21 protein-coding genes are annotated in these 19,958 nt (G+C 44.1%); 9 read left to right on the top strand and 12 right to left on the bottom strand.

What is annotated here, in order from left to right:
• Positions 1-7 precede the first annotated feature (7 nt).
• Positions 8-892 (top strand): cytochrome c oxidase subunit 3, encoded by an 885-nt coding sequence (locus KJB35_RS16535; protein WP_005385214.1) that lies wholly within the window; start codon positions 8-10, stop codon positions 890-892.
• 24 nt (positions 893-916) lie between these two features.
• Here KJB35_RS16535 and KJB35_RS16530 read toward each other — a convergent pair whose 3' ends face one another.
• Positions 917-1,153, bottom strand: a complete 237-nt coding sequence (locus KJB35_RS16530; protein WP_005375504.1) for a DUF2909 domain-containing protein — start codon at positions 1,151-1,153, stop codon at positions 917-919.
• Here KJB35_RS16530 and KJB35_RS16525 point away from each other — a divergent pair.
• The 4 genes from KJB35_RS16525 to cyoE are packed head-to-tail and all read left to right on the top strand — an operon-like array spanning position 1,152 to position 4,392.
• Positions 1,152-1,943, top strand: a complete 792-nt coding sequence (locus tag KJB35_RS16525) for an SURF1 family protein (RefSeq protein WP_213907608.1) — start codon at positions 1,152-1,154, stop codon at positions 1,941-1,943. The genes KJB35_RS16530 and KJB35_RS16525 overlap by 2 nt on opposite strands.
• Positions 1,933-2,469, top strand: coding sequence for a hypothetical protein (locus tag KJB35_RS16520; RefSeq protein WP_017635864.1), 537 nt, complete (start codon positions 1,933-1,935; stop codon positions 2,467-2,469). Before KJB35_RS16525 ends, KJB35_RS16520 begins: the two co-directional genes overlap by 11 nt.
• 11 nt (positions 2,470-2,480) lie before the next feature.
• Positions 2,481-3,500, top strand: coding sequence for a heme A synthase (locus KJB35_RS16515; RefSeq protein ID WP_158155329.1), 1,020 nt, complete (start codon positions 2,481-2,483; stop codon positions 3,498-3,500).
• A complete protein-coding gene (gene cyoE, locus KJB35_RS16510) occupies positions 3,493-4,392 on the top strand; it encodes a heme o synthase (protein ID WP_005385222.1) in 900 nt (299 codons plus the stop codon). Before KJB35_RS16515 ends, cyoE begins: the two co-directional genes overlap by 8 nt.
• Before the next feature lie 82 nt (positions 4,393-4,474).
• Here cyoE and KJB35_RS16505 read toward each other — a convergent pair whose 3' ends face one another.
• Positions 4,475-4,948 (bottom strand): FKBP-type peptidyl-prolyl cis-trans isomerase, encoded by a 474-nt coding sequence (locus KJB35_RS16505; RefSeq protein WP_005375638.1) that lies wholly within the window; start codon positions 4,946-4,948, stop codon positions 4,475-4,477.
• A gap of 13 nt (positions 4,949-4,961) precedes the next feature.
• Positions 4,962-5,594 (bottom strand): thiol:disulfide interchange protein DsbA/DsbL, encoded by a 633-nt coding sequence (locus tag KJB35_RS16500; RefSeq protein ID WP_005375635.1) that lies wholly within the window; start codon positions 5,592-5,594, stop codon positions 4,962-4,964.
• A gap of 282 nt (positions 5,595-5,876) precedes the next feature.
• Between KJB35_RS16500 and KJB35_RS16495 the strand changes: the two genes are divergently transcribed.
• Positions 5,877-6,503, top strand: a complete 627-nt coding sequence (locus KJB35_RS16495; RefSeq protein ID WP_025768460.1) for an OmpA family protein — start codon at positions 5,877-5,879, stop codon at positions 6,501-6,503.
• A 191-nt stretch (positions 6,504-6,694) separates the two neighbouring features.
• On the opposite strand, the gene KJB35_RS16490 is transcribed toward KJB35_RS16495, so the two are convergent.
• From KJB35_RS16490 to KJB35_RS16475, 4 genes are all read right to left on the bottom strand, one after another.
• Positions 6,695-7,054, bottom strand: a complete 360-nt coding sequence (locus KJB35_RS16490) for a glutaredoxin (RefSeq protein WP_005375631.1) — start codon at positions 7,052-7,054, stop codon at positions 6,695-6,697.
• Positions 7,055-7,165: 111 nt separating this feature from the next.
• Positions 7,166-7,708: a hypothetical protein gene (locus KJB35_RS16485; RefSeq protein ID WP_005375629.1), complete on the bottom strand. Its 543-nt coding sequence runs from the start codon at positions 7,706-7,708 to the stop codon at positions 7,166-7,168.
• Positions 7,695-8,240, bottom strand: a complete 546-nt coding sequence (locus KJB35_RS16480) for a YaeQ family protein (RefSeq protein ID WP_005375627.1) — start codon at positions 8,238-8,240, stop codon at positions 7,695-7,697. Before KJB35_RS16480 ends, KJB35_RS16485 begins: the two co-directional genes overlap by 14 nt.
• 89 nt (positions 8,241-8,329) lie before the next feature.
• Positions 8,330-8,539 carry a cold-shock protein gene (locus tag KJB35_RS16475; RefSeq protein ID WP_005375625.1) on the bottom strand — a complete coding sequence of 70 codons (210 nt, stop codon included), beginning with the start codon at positions 8,537-8,539 and terminating at the stop codon, positions 8,330-8,332.
• Positions 8,540-8,904: 365 nt separating this feature from the next.
• Between KJB35_RS16475 and KJB35_RS16470 the strand changes: the two genes are divergently transcribed.
• From KJB35_RS16470 to KJB35_RS16460, 3 genes are all read left to right on the top strand, one after another.
• A complete protein-coding gene (locus KJB35_RS16470) occupies positions 8,905-9,192 on the top strand; it encodes an alternative ribosome-rescue factor A (RefSeq protein ID WP_213907602.1) in 288 nt (95 codons plus the stop codon).
• Positions 9,193-9,440: 248 nt separating this feature from the next.
• Positions 9,441-10,883 carry a diguanylate cyclase domain-containing protein gene (locus tag KJB35_RS16465; RefSeq protein WP_213907603.1) on the top strand — a complete coding sequence of 481 codons (1,443 nt, stop codon included), beginning with the start codon at positions 9,441-9,443 and terminating at the stop codon, positions 10,881-10,883.
• 333 nt (positions 10,884-11,216) lie between these two features.
• Positions 11,217-12,107 carry an RNA polymerase sigma factor RpoD/SigA gene (locus KJB35_RS16460; protein ID WP_213907604.1) on the top strand — a complete coding sequence of 297 codons (891 nt, stop codon included), beginning with the start codon at positions 11,217-11,219 and terminating at the stop codon, positions 12,105-12,107.
• A gap of 26 nt (positions 12,108-12,133) precedes the next feature.
• Here the strand turns inward: KJB35_RS16460 and KJB35_RS16455 are convergent, their stop codons facing one another.
• The 5 genes from KJB35_RS16455 to KJB35_RS16435 form a co-directional block, all read right to left on the bottom strand.
• A complete protein-coding gene (locus tag KJB35_RS16455; protein WP_054865870.1) occupies positions 12,134-12,508 on the bottom strand; it encodes a hypothetical protein in 375 nt (124 codons plus the stop codon).
• Positions 12,509-12,613: 105 nt separating this feature from the next.
• On the bottom strand, positions 12,614-14,752 hold the full coding sequence (locus tag KJB35_RS16450) for an ATP-binding cassette domain-containing protein (RefSeq protein ID WP_053350479.1): 2,139 nt from the start codon (positions 14,750-14,752) through the stop codon (positions 12,614-12,616).
• Complete coding sequence (locus tag KJB35_RS16445) at positions 14,749-16,335, bottom strand: ATP-binding cassette domain-containing protein (protein WP_238843104.1); 1,587 nt, start codon at positions 16,333-16,335, stop codon at positions 14,749-14,751. The genes KJB35_RS16450 and KJB35_RS16445 overlap by 4 nt, the downstream gene beginning before the upstream one ends.
• Positions 16,325-17,749 carry a TolC family protein gene (locus tag KJB35_RS16440; RefSeq protein ID WP_025768454.1) on the bottom strand — a complete coding sequence of 475 codons (1,425 nt, stop codon included), beginning with the start codon at positions 17,747-17,749 and terminating at the stop codon, positions 16,325-16,327. The genes KJB35_RS16445 and KJB35_RS16440 overlap by 11 nt, the downstream gene beginning before the upstream one ends.
• On the bottom strand, positions 17,724-19,955 hold the full coding sequence (locus tag KJB35_RS16435) for a response regulator (RefSeq protein WP_025768453.1): 2,232 nt from the start codon (positions 19,953-19,955) through the stop codon (positions 17,724-17,726). Before KJB35_RS16435 ends, KJB35_RS16440 begins: the two co-directional genes overlap by 26 nt.
• Positions 19,956-19,958 lie beyond the last annotated feature (3 nt).

The raw sequence follows: 19,958 nt of genomic DNA, 5'->3' as shown, positions 1-19,958 counted from the left end.
AAAAATTATGAGTAACAAGCCAGGAACATATTATGTTCCCGCTCAAAGTAGCTGGCCGATCATCGGTGCATTTGCTCTGTTTTTAGTGGCTGTTGGCGCAGGCATGACCGTCCAGGGGACACAAAGTGACGGTGCAGTGGGAACCATTGGTGGCATTGTGCTAGCGGTGGGCTTCTTGTTCTTGCTTTACATGTTGGCTGGTTGGTTTAGTAATGTGATTACTGAATCACTGAGTGGAAAATACAGCTCGCAAATTACTCGTTCTTTTCGCCAAGGAATGAGCTGGTTTATCTTTTCTGAAGTGATGTTTTTTGGTGCCTTTTTTGGTGCCTTGTTTTACGCCAGAATGATTTCTGTGCCTTGGTTAGGTGGGGCAGATAATAACTTCATGACTAACGAAGTCCTGTGGCCAACCTTCGAAGCGATGTGGCCACTCACACTGACACCGGGGGGAGAAACAACACAAGCTATGCCGTGGCAGGGCATACCCCTTACCAATACTATCTTGCTGCTATTGTCGTCTATTACGCTACATATGGCGCATATAAGCCTTGAACAAGACAAAAGAACGGCACTGATTGTTTGGTTAGAGATAACCATCGTACTTGCTGGCTTTTTTCTATATTACCAAGCGGTTGAGTATGTTCATGCTTATCAAGACATAGGGCTCACGTTGCAGTCCGGTATTTACGGTAACACGTTCTTCATGTTGACGGGGTTCCACGGTTTACACGTTTGTCTTGGGACTATCTTCTTGATCGTGCTGCTGTTCAGAATCGCTAAAGATCACTTTTCGCCAAAGAACCATTTTGCCTTTCAAGCCGGCAGCTGGTATTGGCATTTCGTGGATGTGGTTTGGTTATGTCTGTTTGTGTTTGTTTACGTACTTTAGGCGCAGTGTGAACTCTTGGTTCGACTAATAAGGGCGAGGGTTTGGTGCTAGCCAACCCGAGCTGAGCGCAATAAGCAAAAGGACGACCACCAAAGCGGAGAACATGACTCGACGGCCTAAGTAATGACTCATGGGTTTGTCTCTTTTTTCAGGATTATCTGGGTCTTCACGAACCATTTCGATAAGCGCTTTTGCGAGGTTGAAGATAATGAAAAGCAGCAAAAGGACAAGCGTCAGTTTGAATAGAAATACGGTGGACATGGCACCTCCGGTTTCATCATTGTTGTTATCAAGACAATTATGGCTATCGAAACGGTTTTGGGTTGCAGTTGGTTTAACTGTGGTTGTGTTTTCTCTTTTGGTCAAACTGGGTTTTTGGCAGTTTGAGAGAGGGCAAGAAAAACAAGCATTGGAACAAGCCATTCTCGCGCGTGCGGATAGTGCGTACCAAGCACTAAGCGTCGTTCTTGAAGACAACGACTGGCGAGAGGAAAGTATCCTCGGGAAAAAAGTGGAAGTTAATGTTGTTCCCCAGGCGTTTCCCGTAATTTTGTTAGACAACCAAACGCATCAAGGCAGAGTGGGATATTTAGCATTTCAGATTGTATTGACGATCGATGAGCCTAGTACCTATGCGTTATTGGAGCTTGGTTTTGTCGAGGGAAGAGCAGATCGCTCAATGTTACCAACGGTCACCAAACTCGATAATTCGATTTTCATCACAGGACGCCTGTACCGAAAATCTACTAATCCACTGAGCTCAGAGTTAATGCCGGAAGTTGGCGATGTTATTCGCGTGCAAAACCTAAACATCGCGCAATTGAATCAGCTACTGAATATTGAACTTATGCCCGCAGTCTTGCAGCCAGACAATTTAACTCGTTGGCCCTATGACTTTCCTTGGAATCCATTGCCACTCAATAGTGCCAAACATTTTGGCTATTCGATTCAATGGTTTTCGATGGCAGGTGTTTTCTTATTACTGACTTTAATTGTTTTTGTTCGTTGGCAAAAAAAGTTGCGTCACATGGAGGTGAAGCATGACATCTAAAGTAACCAAAGGACGACTAATGTTGATTGCGCTGGTTTGTACGTTCGCGCTTCCCGCTGTCATTGCAAAAGTCATTCTCACACAAGGGTGGTATCAAAGCGGAGTGACCAATAGAGGCGAGTTAGTCGAACCATACACGACGTTAGAGCAACTTGGTCAAGAGTCACCTCTCAAAGACCATGGTTGGCAACTCGCTTATGTATTGCCTAACGAATGCACTGAACAGTGTAAACAGCAGCTTTACCTGCTTCAGCAAAGCCATGTTGCTTTAGGTAAGTATCAAGAGCGAGTAGTGCCAGTCGTTTGGCAGACTGAGCATTCAGATCCCATGGAAGTATCGATGTTAGCGATGCAAATGAATGAATTGGTTACCGCAAAAGTGAAACCTGGGCAAATGTTGATCGTTGATCCTCTTGGGCAACTGGTGATGTCTTACTCGCCGAAACCAAATGAGGACTTAGTCCTATTGAATAAAGGTATGTTGGCGGACTTACGCAAGCTCTTAAAACTGTCACGAGTCGGTTAGAGGAAGTGCATATGAAATTAATTCAGTTGGTTAGATTCAGTTTGCTGCTAACTCTCGTGGTGATCATGTTAGGGGCATATACTCGCCTTTCAGATGCAGGGTTAGGTTGCCCGGATTGGCCTGGTTGTTATGGGCACTTTTCTGTGCCGCATCAAGAAGAAGACGTCATACGTGCTAACCTGAACTTCCCCGAGCGGGCAGTAGAGCATGAGAAAGCATGGCTTGAGATGATTCATCGCTATTTTGCGGGAACGTTAGGTTTAGTCATTTTTGCGATGGCAGCGATATCAGTAAGGTCTGAGCGTGTAAATTCAACCTTTCCGATGTTGCTAAGCGTATTGGTGATTGGGCAGGCACTTTTGGGAATGTGGACAGTTACTCTTAAATTAATGCCCGTCATCGTGATGCTTCACTTGCTCGGTGGTTTTGTTTTATTGGCGTTACAGGCGATTTTTTACTGCCAATTAAAAGCGCAAAACAATCTCTATTTCTCTCCATCTTCTAGCTCTCTGAGAGGCTTTTCATTGTTGGTTTTCCTGGTTGTTTTGGTGCAAGTGCTCCTTGGAGGATGGACTTCGTCAAATTATGCTGCGCTGATGTGTACCACACTGCCGATTTGTGAGGGAGACTGGATGAGCCATCTCTCATGGAAAGAAGCGTTTTCTTTCTGGCAAACTGGATTCGAGAATTATGAATTTGGTGTCTTGGAGTATCCGGCAAGAATGACTATACACGTCACTCATCGTATAGGCGCTATTGTTACCGCCACCGTGGTATTGGCTTATAGTATTGGGCTTATGAGGCAAGATTCTCATCATTCACAGAGAATCGGAGGGTGGTTGTTATTCACTCTGGTGTGCCAAATTATGCTGGGTGTAAGCAACGTAGTATTTCAACTTCCTATCTATGTCGCGGTGGCGCACAACCTTGGTGCCGCTGTTATGTTGAGTCTCGTTTGTGTTAGCCAGTTTTACTTGTGGCAGGGTAAAACGGCTTGGAATTACACCGCGAAAGGAGTTCGCTATGAGTAAAGAAATCGCGCTGTCGTTAAATGGGCGAAAGCGACTAAGTTCCGTTTATTTGAAGTTAACGAAACCTAAAGTGGTGGCGTTAATGTTGGTGACCGCAGTAGTAGGGATGAGCTTAGCCCCGGTTGATGATTTCCCCTGGTTGCAGGCGGTAGTTGGCCTAACGGGGATTGGTCTGATGGCAGGGTCTGCGGCAGCGTTTAATCATCTAATTGACCGCCGAATTGATGCGAGAATGGCACGTACACACAAACGACCATTGCCATCGGGTGAGACTAAACCATCATCGGTGATAGCCTTCGCTACAGTTTTAGGTGTCTTAGGGTTTGTACTTCTCTATGCGATGGTCAACCCGCTGACGGCATGGTTGACTTTGATGAGTTTGCTCGGCTATGCGATGGTATACACAATGTACCTCAAACGTGCTACGCCCCAAAATATCGTCATTGCAGGGATTGCCGGTGCGATGCCGCCTCTTCTCGGTTGGACTGCTGTAACAGGGCAATTACATGCGAATGCTTGGCTGCTCGTAATGATCATTTTTATCTGGACGCCACCACATTTTTGGGCTCTGGCTATTCATCGTGTCGAGGATTACCGCAAGGTAGATATTCCCATGCTGCCAGTGACACACGGCATTGAGTACACCAAAACTTCTATTCTGTTGTATACGGTGCTATTGACTTTGGTTTGTGTCCTACCGGTTTTGGTTGGTATGGTCGGCGTGGTGTATCTTTTTGCCTCGCTACTACTCAATGCTGGCTTTATGTACCATGCATGGAAGCTAAAATATGCACCAGAGCCAAATACCGCGATGGAGACGTTTAAATTCTCTATCTATCATCTTTTGGCGTTGTTCATTGCATTGCTTTCGGATCACTATATTGGTTTTTAACCTTTCTTAAAACAGAAAACGCCGCGTGGTTCGCGGCGTTTTTGGTTTTGATACTTTGGCTTTAAGACAAAGCTTTCTAGATTTATTGAATTTCTAGTAGTTCAACATCAAAGATCAAAACACTTGCTGGTGGAATTGGGCCAGAGCCACTCTTACCATAGCCAAGCGTGCTTGGTACGAAAAGGCGGATTTTCTCACCTTCTACCATGTATTGTAGACCTTCTTGCCAGCCTTTAATGACTTGGTTAAGACCAAATGAAATAGGCTCACCACGATTAACAGAGCTATCGAATACCGTGCCATCAATCAAGGTGCCGTGGTAGTGTACTTTTACTTTACTTGTTGCCGTTGGGTGAACCTCACCTTCGCCTTTTTCAAGAACCATGTATTGAAGGCCACTTTCTGTTGTGATGACGCCTTCTTTTTTCGCATTTTCTAGTAAGAATGCTTGGCCTTTGGCAAAGTTTTCATCTGCTACTTTATGGTTTGTCCAAGTACGGTAAATGAAAAAGCCCGCCAAAATAAAAATAATAAGAGGAAACAAAAATTTAGACACGTAATCTCCTTGTCTATTTAGGTTGTTTTAGCAAAAAGTTGATGGTTTCTGCCATGGCTTCAACGCTGTCATGACCACCAGTAATCACTTGATATTTTCCGTTTACGATAAAGGCTGGAACGGAGTTAATTTGGCCGCGAGTCGTGATCGCTTCTGCCTTAGTGATGTACTCAAACAGCGTTTTTTGCTGTGCTTCATCTAAATGGTAAGGGCTGATAAGGTTGCGAGACTCAAAGGCTTTCTCTACGGCGATTTGGCGTTCCTCAGCCGTTGCATCGGCACCCATTTGCACAGCAGTAAAAAGATCCGCCATAAACGCTTTATCTGGTGTTGATTCAAGCTGCATTACGGCAGTATAGAAGATGATGGCGCTCACTTGTGCACTTTCATTGAACGTTACATGCATTTTTTCAACGCTTTGATCGGTCAATGATTCAATTTGAGGGACAAACTCTTCCATTGAGCGGCAGTGGCCACAAGTTAAAGAGAATGCTTCAGTCAGGGGAGCTAAATCATATTCTTCAAGGGATACTGGCAAAACTTCGTATTGTTTGCCTTGCTGAGGCTGACTCTTGCCGCTATCGCATGCCGACAAAGCCATTACGGCAACAACAACAGCAAAGCCTTTCGATATGGTTTTTAACATAGTAGTGCTCTAAATGAGAAATTTGCGTTAGTTTATCGGTTAACGATAGTGACTAAAACCATTAAATAACAATAAAGTGAGACCATTGGTAACAGACTTAGCCTGACGTATGGGCTGTAAGGGTAGGGTATTTTAGTGTTGCTTTTTATTTGAGAGATGATTTGGCATTGACTCCAGTGGCATGAACGCTGCATAGACAAACCAATCGGTGGACAAAAGCGCTAAAGATTCGGCGTGTTTTGTCGACACAATGAACAAGAGTTTTTCTACGTTGGTAATGGTATGAAGCATTGGTTTTTAATTGTTTGTGGCATTCTGGCCGGGTGCAGTAGCCTCGATCAAGATATGGTCCCAGGTGGGAACATTTTAGATACAGCTCCTAAATCAAACACTGAGCTGAGACACCCAGAATGGGGATACCCGAGCGCATCCAATGTGGCTTCTTCCCCTCGTTCATATCAAACGGCGAGGGCGTCAGTAAAAAAGTCGCAAAACGTGACCTCTCTGGAAATGTTCCTGAGCAGGCATAACATTCCTCACGAGACGCTCAGTGGTGGTCACCTGATGATACGTTTGAAAGAGCAAGTGCATTTTCAAACGGGCTCTGCACGGTTATCTGCTCAATCTCAAGACTGGATTCGAAACATTGGTCACTATCTGGCGGGAAGAACTGATGTTGATGTCGTGATTGATGGTCATGCGGATAGTACGGGAGCTGAAAGTTTCAACGACACGCTATCTGAAAAGCGAGCTCGTGAAGTAGAAAAACAATTATTGGCGACGAGTATTCCACGTCAACGAGTGTTTTCTAGAGGCTTCGGAGAGTATGTACCGAAGTGCAGCAATGCGACAGCGAGTGGTAAAGCTTGCAATCGGCGCGTAGAGCTAACATTGATCGTGGATGAATAACGCAGACGTTGGGTGGTAATCTTCGTTGTGTTGTTCTTGCATACCCATTATTTGCTTAGTGGAGTTTAAGTTCGGAGTTGAGCAAGAAGACTGAATAAGGAAAGCTCGCACGGCAACATTTAGCTAGAAAAAATAGAAAAGAGGCACCGTTAGGTGCCTCTTTTACATCCGCCAATGTTCATAGGGGGAACTTAGGCAAATTCTTTTTCAACGTAAGCGACGATGTCAGATGACTCGTATAACCACTGTGTTTCGCCATCTTTTTCGATACGAAGGCAAGGGACTTTAACTCGCCCACCACCTTGCTCTAGTTCAGCTCGATGAGTAGGATTATTTTTTGCATCACGTAGCTCAATGTTCACCGATTGACGTTTCATTGCACGGCGGACCTTTACGCAAAAAGGGCAGGCTTCAAATTGGTAAAGTGCGTATTGTTTCGCTTTTTCATCAATACGTTGCTGTTCTTCTGCGGTGCGCTTAATACCACGAGGTGAGAACACCGCGTTCAGCAATAAGATAACCTTGCCTAAAATCCAACGGATAAACTTCATAATGATCCCTTGATGTTCATTGGGTAACTGTCCTTTAAGAATGCAATCATGATGCTTGTTGCACTGAGCGTGAAGTCTATCAGTTGTTTGAAATGGATAAAACCATGTATTTTATGCGGAAAATAGACGTTTAAACCAACCCCAAAAGCCACTTGCTGAAGCCGGACGGGCTTCCTTACCTTGATAAAAACTTTGCATGAGTTCGGTTCTGAATGCATCAACGTCCATGCGTTTTATGACAAGCTCGTGCTGCAATGTATTTTGAGTCTGCTCAGCATGATCGTGCGCCAAGCTGAAATCCATATTTAAATAGCCTTGCGTGTATAACCAAAGGTGGGTGACTAAGATTAGGTCTTCAGCAGATTGGTTAGTAAACTTATCCGCGTGCTCATTACCCAAGGAGTCAGTCAGAACTTGCTGCATACGCTGGGTAGAGTGAGCATGTTGCTCGTAGTTAGCACTTGCTTCAATATGTGATTTGGTCAAAAGGCCAAGCAGGTGAAGAGTAGGTGCTGTTGTGGGTTTGTTCTCACAGACTTTTGTAAATAGTTGTGACTGTTCTTTTAACCAACGTCGCTTTGCTGCTTTATGTTCTTTAACAAAGGGGATTTCTTCAAATCCCATCTCTTGACTCAGTTCACTAAGAGACGTCATGGTTTTTTAGTTCCTTCACCGTTACTTCGATATGCTGATCATTGATATCAACAAAAATTGAGCTGCCAGTAATCATAACAGAAAGGCTAGTACCTCGGTCAAGGTGCTGACAAATCAAGTCGATAGCGTCATAGTCAAAGCTCTCTACGTTGACGGGAAGCATTGAGAACTTTCCTGACATTTTGTCCCACCAGACAGCCGCTTTGGTGTTATAAGTGTAAACTTTTACATGCTTTGCGAGGCGAGAAGCTTTCTTAATTCTGTCTGGTTCTGGTTCGCCAATTTCAATCCAGTGAGTAATGCTTTGATCATCGCCAACATGCCATAAATCAGGCTCTTCAATCGTAGAGAGTCCTTTTGTAAACTCTAGATTGCTTTGAGCATTTAAACAGTAAGCTAGAATGCGAGCCAACATTCGTTGCGGCTTTTCAGAAGGGTGAAGGGCGATAGTTAGATTTTTAGAATCGTAATAGTCATTATTCATATCGGAAATGGCGATACGAAATTTGTAAATGGTTGGTTTAAGAGCCATAGATTTATATCGTTTTGTTGGCAAAATAAGTTTTAGGCAAAAAAATAGCCAGCTTTAAAAGCTGGCTATCGTATCAAATTCTTTAAGAATTAAAGTACTTTGATTTGCTCTGCTTGAGGGCCTTTTTGACCTTGAGAGATAACAAATTCTACTTTCTGGCCTTCAACTAGAGTACGGAAGCCGTCACCAGTGATTGCAGAGAAGTGAGCAAATACGTCAGGACCGTTTTCTTGTTGAATGAAACCGAAGCCTTTAGTTTCGTTGAACCACTTAACTGTGCCAGTAGCTGTGTTAGACATGTCTATTTCCTAAATATCTAAATAATGTAATCTTTCGCCTCAACGGCGCTTATAGCGTGGAAAAATAAATTGCTATTGCGTACCACAGGACGACGGGTTACAAGTAATCCAACGAAATGTGAAAACAAAGAACTTTCTTTCTAGCCGTGTTTGAGTCTAGGTTAATTCCACGAAGAGTCAACATATATTAGTGCTTTATGGACAAATATTTGTATTTAGTCACTATTTAACCAGCATGTTTTTGATTAAATTTCAAATAAATGACGGTGATGTGAAGTTTTTTAGCATAAAATTCAACTAAATCTATAAATTTGACTTATTTATATAATTATTGTCCAATCTGGTTCGACCATTAAGGAGGATTTATGGCAAAGCGTAAAATCAGTCCTCAACCGAGTGGCTCACAACATGAGACCGACTTCGGCAGAGGTGAAATCAAAGACAACGCGTTAAAAGCGGTTGTTACCAGTCAGCTGTTCCAAACACGAGTCGTTAAAGCGAAAAAAGGTAAAGGTAGCTTCAGCCGTAAAATGAAGCATAGAGGCAAAGAGCCCTGTTCAAAGTTCTCCTCAAGGTGGATTTTGAATAGGGCTTTTTTATTGGTACTAGGTGTTTGCAAAACTGATGATATTCAATTTTTTAGTACCAGATAAGTTTTCCTAATTTATCATGTACTGCTTCACCTGCTTCACCTGCTTCACCTGCTTCACCTGCTTCAACTGCTTCAACTGCTTCAACTGCTTCAGCGAACCAAGCGTTGAAAGTACCAATTAAGTACTAAAACTTACTAAGTTAGATTCATATCAATAAGCGTCACTTCCTGTATTATGCAACTCTACTATATCTTTAGTCTAATCAAACAGCCGAGATTATGGTTTAAAAAGACTGGTGAGAAGTAGGTATGTCATCGACGAGTTATGGTACTTATGGTTGCAAATGTAAAAAAGCGTGTGCTTCTATATTACTACTGTGGCTGTCCATTTGTCCGATGGCGCATGCACACAAGTCAGAGTCTCATTCTTTAATTGTTGCTAACTCCAAAGCGTGGAAGCCGTTCTCTTACCTTAGCCCAGATGGTGAACCTAAAGGTATTTTAATCGACTTTTGGAAAGAGTACGCGGCGAACAACCAAATCGACGTTCAGTTTCTCCTTTTGGATTGGGATGCTTCTTTACAAGCCGTAAAAGAGGGTAAGGCTGACTTTCACGGAGGACTTGTCTACTCGCCCGAAAGAGCGAAGTATATGGACTTTGGCGCAGTCATAATGCCTATCCAAACCAAACTGTACGTAAATAAAGATGTACTTTCGGTTGATATCAGGAGTGTTTTAACTGGCGAAATGACGCTGCCAATTGGCGTTGTTAAAGGAAGTTACGAGTCTGAGTTTGTTCAGACGAATTATCCGAATGCACCTATCGCAGAATACATTAACAATGATTCGATGATACAAGCCGCCGTCGATAAAAAGGTGCTGTACTTTGTTGCAGACCTGCAAGTTGCTAACTTTTATATGGCAACCACGCCGGGAGCAGGTATGTTTGTCCCGACAATTAGCTTATATAGTAAAGATCTTCGGATTGCAGCAGGAATGCACAGTGCAACTTCCATTTTAGAGGTATCAAGAGCGTTTGAAAAAGTCATCGATACGGATCGTGAGCGGATCCTCACCCGTTGGAGTGTGGTGAAAACGGTTTATCCACTTTATCTTTTCCCTATTGCTATTTTCATTATGGCGGTTGCAACGCTTTATCATATTTTTGCCCTCAAACGTATGGTTGCTCTTCGGACAAGGCAGTTAACGATTGCCAATCAGCAATTGCTAGAGATGACGTTGACGGATTCTCTCACAAAGCTATACAACCGTAGACACCTGATTGAGCAATTGGCGCTACTGAATCATTTGAAGCGAAACTTAACGGTGATGGTGTTTGATATTGATGATTTTAAATCAATCAATGATCGATATGGCCACCTTGCTGGAGACCGAGCAATAGTTGCCATCGCAGAAGCCGCTAAGTCGATGACTGATGACCGAATGACATTGGCGAGAATTGGAGGAGAAGAGTTCGCACTCGTTACGTCTTCTCTGTCAGAGCGAGAAGCGCTCAATTTTGCCAATATGCTTTGTAAAGCCGTTTACGATCAGCCTGTTATACTGGGCGGACAAGCAATTCATTTGAGTATCAGTTTGGGCTGTGCTTACTATCCTGAGTTTACCCACATCGTGAGCTTGCAAGATGCTGACGAGTTGATGTATCAAGGTAAGTCTGAAGGAAAGAATCGTGCAGTTTTCCAAGTTATAACAGACTGTCAGCTTCAACCTGCGCTTCGTCAAGTGAATTAGGTCTCGCTAATTCAACTGATACTTCAAAGCATCCTCAAGCCTCAAAGTTTTAGTCAGAGTAAGGTGGTAAGCGTTGACGATCACGTTGCGTTGTTTTCTTTGAGGCCAATTTGCGTACAAATACTATCACTTTCATATATATAAACCCCCGCTTGCTCACGTTTTTATCATAGAAGCAGTAATTGTTTTAAAGTGATAAGTGATTTCTTGGTAAAGATCAGAACCCCTGTCTACACTCAGTGTAAAGTAATGCATATAAAGCATGATGCATACGGTGTTGTACAAAAACAATTAAAGAAGATAAGAAATAAGTTGGCTTGAGAAGGACGGGGAATGAACAACGAATGCTTTGCTAGGTTCCGAGCTGTCACGGATGAACTGTCAATGAAAGAATCGTTGTCAGTTGGGAAAGACCCTTATGCTCACTATCTCAAAGATATTATGGGCATTGATTTGTTGTCTCGTGAAGAGGAGTTGCATTACGCCAAACTTAATCGAGCTGGTGATGAAGAAGCGCGCGAAATGTTGATTGAGTCTAATCTTCGACTTGTTGTGAAAATCGCAAAAGGTTACCTCAAACGGCCAGGCAATAACTTTACTCTGCTCGATTTAATAGAAGAAGGTAATATTGGTTTGATAAAAGCGGTAGATAAGTTCGATCCTGAGCCAGGCTACCGTTTTTCTACTTATGCGGTATGGTGGATTCGCGAGAATATAGAAGCGGCATTAATGAACAATGGCCGCACGGTACGTTTACCTGCTCATGTGTGCAAAGAGATAAATAGCCTGGCTTTAAAAAAGCTCGATGCGTCAAAAAGTGAGAGCAAGGAGTTGTCTATTTCTGAACTCTCACGCTGCTCAGGGGTGAAAGCAGAGCGTATAGATGAACTTGTTGCTCTTAGTGGTTTTATTGATGTATCTACCACTGCGGACCTACATCGTGTTCCATTTGTTCTTGAACTGTGTGAAAGTGAGTATACGCCAGATCCACAACAAGACTGTGAAAACCAGTGCTTTACTCAAGCTATTGAAAATATTATTAAAACCTTGCCAACTAAGTTGCAGAAAGTCTTAATCCATCGATTCGGATTATTTGACCAGAGAGTGAAAACCTTGTCGGAAATAGGCCTGTTGTTAAACGTGTCTAACGAGCGTGTTCGTCAGATGCAGATAGAGGCGGTTGAACGCGTGCAGAAACGTCTCCGATTCGATGGTTGGGTTTAAGGTTTTTGGCCCCTTATCCTAGCCGATTAATTTACTGGCTTGCTACTCTGTTCTTCCGTAAGTAACAGCAGCTCAAGCTGTGCTTTAGCTGCTGACTCCAATCTCCATACACTCAATAATCGGTTAAGTGCTGCGCGATAAGCACGACTTTTGAGTAAAAAAGCGAGCGTACTTGTGTAGTTGTTTACGACTTGCGCTTGTGTCTCGACTAATGCAGTTTTGTTTTCGATGTCGATGTGTTGAAGGTTAAAGTCAGGAAGAAACGCACACTCATACCATACCTCTACAATTTCACGAATTTCGAGTTCTTCTTCAGGCACATCGAAGTCTTGTAACTGGTAGTTTTCTGGTATTGTTGATAAATAAACCACATCCAATTTGTCTGCAACAAATGTATACATCGGATTCCTTAGTGTACGTGCTTACAGAGTAAATAGTCTCATCGTTTACATTTTTGTCAATGACCGTGCTCAAGTATGAATGATGAACCACACCACATTCCGAACTTAACTTAGACTTTTTAAGTACTTATCGGTTAACCCGAAATATTTCAGGTTGCCATCTGGCTCCAAGACTAAGCTCATGTTGGATGTAGAGATCATGCCCGGATCATTCGTTGAGAAAATAACGGTCTTATTGAGTAGTTTATCGCTAAATAACCGCTTGAAATAGTGGGAGTTTTCTTGCTCTGCACCATTAAATGGCTCGTCAATGATAATCAAAGATTGTTCGCAGTTGCCTAGCCCTAATGCGAGCCGCAGTCTTTGTTGAATACCATTTGGTAAACTTTTACAGATATCAACGCTCAATTGAGTGTCCAGGCCTTGTGGTAACCATGTATCGAGCTCAAAGAAACTCACCATTTCACGCATTTTTTCTGTTGGGATTAATCCATTATGCAAGATGAAGTTAGTCTCCAAGGAGCCTTCAAAAATATGCAGGTTAAACGGGATGTAGTTAATCGAGGTTCGATAGCGGTAACTGTTGAACTGTTTGATGTTATAACCGTCCACCGAAACTGAGCCTTGATAGCGTTCCTCTAGCCCAGCGATAATAGAGATGAGCGTCGTTTTACCGCAACCTGTTGGTCCACAAATCACGACTTTTGCGCCCGGTGGAATTTTAAAACCAAGATTAGTTAAGCCTGTTGCCGCACCACTATAACGATGGCTCACACCAGAGCCGACGATACTACCTTGAAAGAGGCGAATAGGGGGGCTTTTCTCTAACGTTAGCTTATCGTCATTCATCGCCATAAGGTTGTTGATTTGCGCAGAAGACGCCTTAATGGATTGGAACTTAGAAATAGAGTTGTAGATGCCCATAATTGGCCCCAACGCCTTCCAGACTAAAATTACGGTAGCAAGCATTGCACCTGCATCGGAGGTGCCGTCCATCACGCCGATAACGGCCGCGACGATACTTGCGGTACCAATAACCTGAATCAAACTCCCGCCTGCTGCCTGAACCCTGCTATTAGTCACTGAAACATGTTCTGCATCGTTGGTGCTTTGTAAATGCGATGCGCTAAAGCGGGACTGGATAACACGCAATAATGGCAAGCCTTGGATGGTTTTTATACCACGAAGAATCTCATTCCATTGGTAAGAAACCATGGCGTTGGCGCGAGAGCTCTTGGACGTGGCTTGCGAGTAGATGTAACGAGAATAAACACAGAACACCAACATTAGAATCAACCCCGCCATAACGACTAGCGCTGCGGTACCAGACATAAGAGCAATGGCAATAATGAATACGATAACAAACGGCATGTCGAAGTAGCTTAATGTTGACTCTGCGGTTACCAAACGGCGGAAAGTGTCGATGTCCTTCAATCGTGCTAACTGAGAAGAGACACCAGCGGTAGATGTCATCGAATAAGGAAGCCACAACAGTTTGGATATTACGTTTTGAGAAATATGCACCGCCAAATCCTTTCCTGATGTGGCGATGATGTTGACCCGCATTTTCTTGAAAAAGTATTCCGAGAACCCAACAATCACAGCAAATAACGTGAGCCAATAAAGCGTGGCTTGCGAGCTAGAGGTTAAGGCGAAGTTGTACACACTCATAATAAAAAAGGGCTGGAGTGCGCCGAGAATGCTGACCACGAAGCTGAGAATAATCAGGCTTTTGAGTTCATTGTTGTAGCGATAAAACGCGTATTTAATCCAGTTACTGCGGTCTTGAGATTCAGGTGGCGGTTCTCGGAATAAGCGGGAGTATTCGCTGATCGAGACCAACAAGCACGGCTTCTTGCAGAGCGGGTATTCAATGGTGTTGTTATTTGTGTAATCAAACAGGATCAGTTTGCCGTCTTTAGTGCCCAAGAAAATCGCAGTGAGGTTTTCTATCTCGATAAAACAAGGATGAGGATGCCCCTCGATGTGCTCCAACGTTTTTAGTTTGGTGACGTCACAACGGTAACCAAGGCGTTCAATCGTAGCGATAAAACTGTCGCTGTCTTTTGGTTTGGGGATAAAAGCGTCGCTGAGGATAGAAGGTGTGCCTTCCCATTCAAGCGCTATGAGGGTGTAAGCTAAACCACGAATCAAAGGTGACTCATTGTATCGCTCGTCATAACTGCGAGCCTCAAAGTCCAACAAGCGCTGAGGGACATTATTAAAATCAACCAAAATACTCATTGGTCACCTCCGGTAAGTTTGACGCGTTTGAGGCGATGATTGAGTTTGTCCATCTTGTTGCTGACGATGATGAGGATTTTGTCGTTGGCGCGATAGGCGGTGCTGGTCAAAACCAATCGAGCAAAGTCGTCATCATAAACACAGTCGATGTCGTCGAAGATCAACACACGTTTGTTAGCGAGTAAGGCACGCACTAACAACAAGGCATAAGCGACTTGGCGCGAGAATGGGTTGCGTAAATGTCCTTTAAGCTCGGTGTAAAAACCAGCGGGAAGGGCATCGATTTGTGCCTTGATGTTCATGGTTTCGCAAAGCGCAAATGCCGTGTTATTTAAGCTCGGGCGGAAACAAGTCAAGTTGTCGATGATGGTGCCTTCGACGAACGAACTGCTTTTGTCGACCATGAGCACGCTATTACGCCAGACGTTGTAGTTGACGTCATCGAGCGGTGTCTCGTTGATTTGGATATCGAGCTTGCTGTCGGTGTTTTGCCGCGTAATGCAATTGGCGAGGTGGGTTTTACCTGCGCCGCTTTTCCCCGTCAGCAAGTAAGCCTGACCGCGTTCAAACTCAATGCGTTGTTTTTCCGAATACTTCACCGAGATGCGCTCGACTTCCGTCGTGTCGTTTTGTTGTTCTATAGATGCAGCAAGCTCAAGCAGCTCGGCGATACGTTGAATATGAAGCTTGTTCAACTCCCATCGACTCACCGTGCGCATCACTTGCTGGTATGGCGCGAAGTAACGGTTGGTAAGCATGATGATAGCAGCCATGATGCCTTGACTCGATTGCATGTTGATAACGGCCGTTGCCAAAACCACCACCACACAAGCGATGGAGAGCTGTTGTATGAGCGACAAGATAAGGTTGAAGTTTGATTCAATTTGCTCGTATTTGATGTTCTCGACTTCACGTTCTTCCACCATTTGTGTCATGAGGCTCTCAACGCGATATTCCATATTGCGCGCTTTGATATCGAGTGGGCTAGAGATGATCTCGATGATTTTCGACGTGGTTAAGCCTTCGATGTCGGATTTGTTTTCTAGACTGTTGATTTTTTGCTTGGAAAGACTGAGTGCGAACACCGCCAAAATGATGGAGGCGAGCAAGGTGGTCACCCCTGCCCAGATGTTGATCAGACCGATAATCAGAATGGTCAGTATGCTGACGGCAAGGTTGATCAATGCCCGTACAGATTCTCCGCCAAAGAAGGATTTAATCTCTGGAATGGTCGCAATACGCTCTAGGTATTCACCGGGTTCTAGACGACGAAACTTCGATATCTCAGCCAAACAGATTGATTGAAACACCTTGTTGGTTAAGTTGGTTTCGAATTGCTTCATGATCACCGACGAAATCTTCTCTTCCTGATTCTTTAAGTGATAGTCGAGGAAGATGGTGATCAAGATAATGGCAAACAGAAGAAACAGCGTGTCTTTGGCTTGGTTAGGTAAAACACGGTCAAAGATAATAAGAATCGAAAAGGGCAGCACTAAACCAAACAGTGTTGAGATGACCGTTGAGAAAGTCAGATAACACTTGTCAGCAAAGTTAATCTTTTGGGAAAAGTGCTCAGTTTGCATTGCGACCTCCTTTCTTAATCGATGGTTTAGAGAGAAGGTGTTTTGGAACTAAGTCTTGATTGCTTCTGCCTTCGATATCGCTCATCAACTGCATGATGCTTTCGATAGATTGAACCGATAGCATGCCTTTGATTTGCTCAAGATTGATCGATTCAATGATGTAGTCATAGCGCGCGCTCTCGTAATCACGTAGTGCGCTGAACAGTTTACTTTCCGCTGCCAGTAAGTCGGTAATGGTTCGCGTACCAAGCTGATAGGCGCGTTGAATGCCTTTGTAGGAAGAGTAGTTGGCACGGATGATGTTCTCGTAACTGCTGATGGCGCGGGAGAAGTCGTTAATGTTGAGTACTGAGGTGTTAACGCTATTGCGCGTCGCGAACAATGAATCTTGGTACAGCAGCTCGGTTCGCTCGATGGCAGTCGACGATTTTTGATAACCGTAGTAATCCGAACCGCCGGAGAAAATTGGCACATTCAAGTTCAACCCGACGCTGGTCGAGTTACTGTCCCCTGTTGCGGTTGGGTCGGTTCGGTCATAGTTGTTCGCATCGTCGTAACGGTAACTGGCAGAGAGCGATACGGTCGGCACAAAGTTTGAACCGCTTTCTTTCAAGCCTCTTCGGCTGCGCTCGACGGTTTTCTTCGCAACCAATAAGTCGTTATTGAGCTTCAAAGCTTGTTCAAGAATCTCACGTTGTTCGGATTCGCTGATTTCCGCCAAGGGCACGCTTTCGTAGATGTCCTGTGATGGGGTGACTGGGTATTGAACTTGAATCTCTAAACCGTTCAAAATTACGCGCCGGTCTTTCTCTAAGGTTCTTAAGCGATTGGCAATGCCTTCTTTCTGGGCAATTACCTCATACAACTCGCTCGCCGCAGTGTTGCCAAGTTCCACGTTGCGACGCATTTGGCGCTCACGTGTTTCAGACGATTTAAGTTCTACTTGGGTGGCTTTGATTTGCGCGTTGTTTTTGAGGTATTCGAAATATTGCGTCGCGATTTCAGAAATGGTGCTCTGGATTTTGTTCTCGTGTTTGATTTCTTCAATGTTGAAATCAAGCTTCGCGGTGCCGTATTTAAAGATGTCACCAAGGTTAAACACCGATTGGGATAAAGACACACTGTAGCTGTTCGAGTTGTAGCTAGAACGTGTATCCGGTGTTCCCGTTAATATGGTTTCGTTTTCATTCCATGTGGTATCAGCAGCACCGTTTAAAGAGGGTAGAAACTTAGAACGGCTAATGTCGATGTTGTATTCGTTTTCTTCCACTCCTTTGTCACTAGCGCGCAGAGATAAATTGTTTTCCAAGCCGAGTTTGACCGCCTCAAGCAAGGTGGTCGCCATTGCCGAAGGAGCGTTGCTCAATGTAAGCGCTGCCAATACACAGCTAGTTAAGTTTCTGTACCGCCACATACTTGTTGATCACCTTGATGATTTCGTCGTTTTTATAAGGTTTGCTGATCACGTAATCCATTCCAGCTTCGATACAAGCTTGGTGTTCATTACTGCTGGTCAATGCTGTCGCACCTATAATGGTGCAAGGGTTCTGTCCGCTCTCTTGTTCGTATTGTCGAATGCGTTTGGTCGCTTCAATGCCGCCCATGCCCGGCATGATGCAGTCCATAAAAATGATGTCTGAGCGCTGATTCATGAAATGCTGAACGGCGTCTGCGCCATCGCCAACGGTGTCGGCTTCGTATTCTTGCTTGCTCAAAATACGTTTGAGTAGAATCTGTTGAACACGGTCATCCTCCACAATCAGGAATGAGCTGTTCTCCATCTGTTCTTCAGAGGCTTCCGCTTCCATGATTGCTAATAGGTTAGGGATGAACTCATACGGAATAGCGGGGGAGTTCAGAATCTTGTCGACAAAGGTATGACTCTCTTGTGCTTGCTGAGTGCTAGTGACTGAAAGCAACAACTTCGTGTTCGGGTGATTGCGCAGTTGCGATTTCACCGTTTTGCTCAGTGAGGGCAGCTTGTTTGGCTCGAACGTGTCGGTCAGCATGATGGCATCGTATTCGCCAAAGGTTTTTGCAGCAGAGAAGAGTTCGTTCGGCGTTCGAATTGGCGTGATCTCCAAGCCCAAGTTGACTAACATTTTGTTCATTACATCAATGCGCAGCTGAGAGTTGGCACACAGCAACAAACGCTTATTGTCGAAGCGAGTTTTCTCGGTGTGGAAGCTTTTGGCTTTCAAATCGAGCTGAATTTGAAAACGTTCCTGATTGCCCGATTGATACCAATGGCTCTCGTAATAGCCATAATCTTTCAGTACGCTTTTAGCCAAATCGTCTTTGGTTGCAGTGTGCTGTTTATGGTCGCTCCAGTGTAGGGTATTGAGCTTGGCAAACGGCACATCCAGTGTGGTTAAGAAGTTTAGATTGATGGTCAAGCGGGTATTTTCAATGTCTGACGCCGCACCTGATTCAATGGTGACAAACAGTTTCTTGTCGGCTTTGAGTTGGATGGCATTTGATAGCTGTAGGAACAACACCCAGAATAAGCTGGTAGATTGTCCTTCAACACGGTTTGGTAAGTTATCTGAGATAAAGCAGTCTAGCTCACCTTCATTTCGCTGCACTTTTGAACTGATGTGAATCATCAATTCAGACAGTACATTCAGCAGTGAAAACTCTTTCGATTTGCTCTCGGTCCCTTGTGAAATGAGTCGGTTGTAGTTCTCTGCCAATTCAGACAGGGTATTGGCAGCCGAGGTTATATCTTGCGCCATCAACACTCCGCTCTCATCGGTCTCTTGAACGAGATATTGCACGCCGCCGTTAATGGTGTTGGTGATGCCACGAATCTCGTAACCAATCAGAGCATAGAGCTGCTTGTAGAGATCGTTATTGCGTTTTTGCTCTTCGAGTTTGCTGAAAATCAGTTTTAGGTGTGAGTAGATCTGACGCTGCTTAGGATTGATGCTCACTTCATTCAGCAACTCTTCCAACCTTTGTAAATCCAGTAGTTTGAGTTCTTGATAAAGCTCATCGAATTCTTGGTCAATGTCACGCTCATTCGAGCTGGATTTTTTCAGTTTAAGGATTGCCACCAAGTTCGATAGCACTGCGATACCAACCAGTACGACAACGACCACAAACAACCAAATGAAGAACTCGTTTTTCTCCATCATTAGGTCACTCGCATGGTTGTTAAATATGGTCCGGTAGTTGTCGTCCATTTGTAGGTAGTTATTGGTGAGCGAGAGGTACAGTGCCAACACATCGTCGCGTGTTTTTTGGCTGTCTGAGAAGCGATTGATTGCCAGTTCAAGCTGCGTGTATTCGGTCGCGCCCACCAAGCTAAACTCGGTTTTGTTGAGTGACGCGAGCGACTTAAATTGGTCAATTTCGTCTTTCAGAACCTCAAAATCAAGCTCTGTTGTACTGCAATAACGCGCGCTTAAACAGCGTTGAAGCGTTTGAATATCAAACTCGATAGTTTGGTTGAGCTGTTGAGCTTGAACCAACAGAGGCGCGTTTTGCACTTTCTCGACTGAATCCACTTTTTCCCAAGAGATATACAAATAAAAGGCGAGGGCAGCCAGCATCAAGCTGAAAGCGATGCTTAGGCGCATAACAGGAACGGAAATATTGTAAGAAGGTTTGCTACTCATCCA

The sequence above is a fragment of the Vibrio sp. D431a genome, assembly GCF_030248655.1.
Lineage (GTDB): Bacteria > Pseudomonadota > Gammaproteobacteria > Enterobacterales > Vibrionaceae > Vibrio > Vibrio alginolyticus.
This window is presented reverse-complemented; position numbering and strand designations above follow the sequence as displayed.

Bases quoted from the DNA above. Each gene is read 5' to 3' on its own strand.
- KJB35_RS16440 (WP_025768454.1), bottom strand. From the start codon at position 17,749: ATGTGGCGGTACAGAAACTTAACTAGCTGTGTATTGGCAGCGCTTACA.
- KJB35_RS16535 (WP_005385214.1), top strand. From the start codon at position 8: ATGAGTAACAAGCCAGGAACATATTATGTTCCCGCTCAAAGTAGCTGG.
- KJB35_RS16480 (WP_005375627.1), bottom strand. From the start codon at position 8,240: ATGGCTCTTAAACCAACCATTTACAAATTTCGTATCGCCATTTCCGAT.
- KJB35_RS16455 (WP_054865870.1), bottom strand. From the start codon at position 12,508: ATGTATACATTTGTTGCAGACAAATTGGATGTGGTTTATTTATCAACA.
- KJB35_RS16525 (WP_213907608.1), top strand. From the start codon at position 1,152: ATGGCACCTCCGGTTTCATCATTGTTGTTATCAAGACAATTATGGCTA.
- cyoE (WP_005385222.1), top strand. From the start codon at position 3,493: ATGAGTAAAGAAATCGCGCTGTCGTTAAATGGGCGAAAGCGACTAAGT.
- KJB35_RS16445 (WP_238843104.1), bottom strand. From the start codon at position 16,335: ATGCAAACTGAGCACTTTTCCCAAAAGATTAACTTTGCTGACAAGTGT.
- KJB35_RS16470 (WP_213907602.1), top strand. From the start codon at position 8,905: ATGGCAAAGCGTAAAATCAGTCCTCAACCGAGTGGCTCACAACATGAG.
- KJB35_RS16435 (WP_025768453.1), bottom strand. From the start codon at position 19,955: ATGAGTAGCAAACCTTCTTACAATATTTCCGTTCCTGTTATGCGCCTA.
- KJB35_RS16530 (WP_005375504.1), bottom strand. From the start codon at position 1,153: ATGTCCACCGTATTTCTATTCAAACTGACGCTTGTCCTTTTGCTGCTT.
- KJB35_RS16485 (WP_005375629.1), bottom strand. From the start codon at position 7,708: ATGACGTCTCTTAGTGAACTGAGTCAAGAGATGGGATTTGAAGAAATC.
- KJB35_RS16465 (WP_213907603.1), top strand. From the start codon at position 9,441: ATGTCATCGACGAGTTATGGTACTTATGGTTGCAAATGTAAAAAAGCG.
- KJB35_RS16515 (WP_158155329.1), top strand. From the start codon at position 2,481: ATGAAATTAATTCAGTTGGTTAGATTCAGTTTGCTGCTAACTCTCGTG.
- KJB35_RS16490 (WP_005375631.1), bottom strand. From the start codon at position 7,054: ATGAAGTTTATCCGTTGGATTTTAGGCAAGGTTATCTTATTGCTGAAC.
- KJB35_RS16460 (WP_213907604.1), top strand. From the start codon at position 11,217: ATGAACAACGAATGCTTTGCTAGGTTCCGAGCTGTCACGGATGAACTG.
- KJB35_RS16475 (WP_005375625.1), bottom strand. From the start codon at position 8,539: ATGTCTAACACAGCTACTGGCACAGTTAAGTGGTTCAACGAAACTAAA.
- KJB35_RS16450 (WP_053350479.1), bottom strand. From the start codon at position 14,752: ATGAGTATTTTGGTTGATTTTAATAATGTCCCTCAGCGCTTGTTGGAC.
- KJB35_RS16520 (WP_017635864.1), top strand. From the start codon at position 1,933: ATGACATCTAAAGTAACCAAAGGACGACTAATGTTGATTGCGCTGGTT.
- KJB35_RS16495 (WP_025768460.1), top strand. From the start codon at position 5,877: ATGAAGCATTGGTTTTTAATTGTTTGTGGCATTCTGGCCGGGTGCAGT.
- KJB35_RS16500 (WP_005375635.1), bottom strand. From the start codon at position 5,594: ATGTTAAAAACCATATCGAAAGGCTTTGCTGTTGTTGTTGCCGTAATG.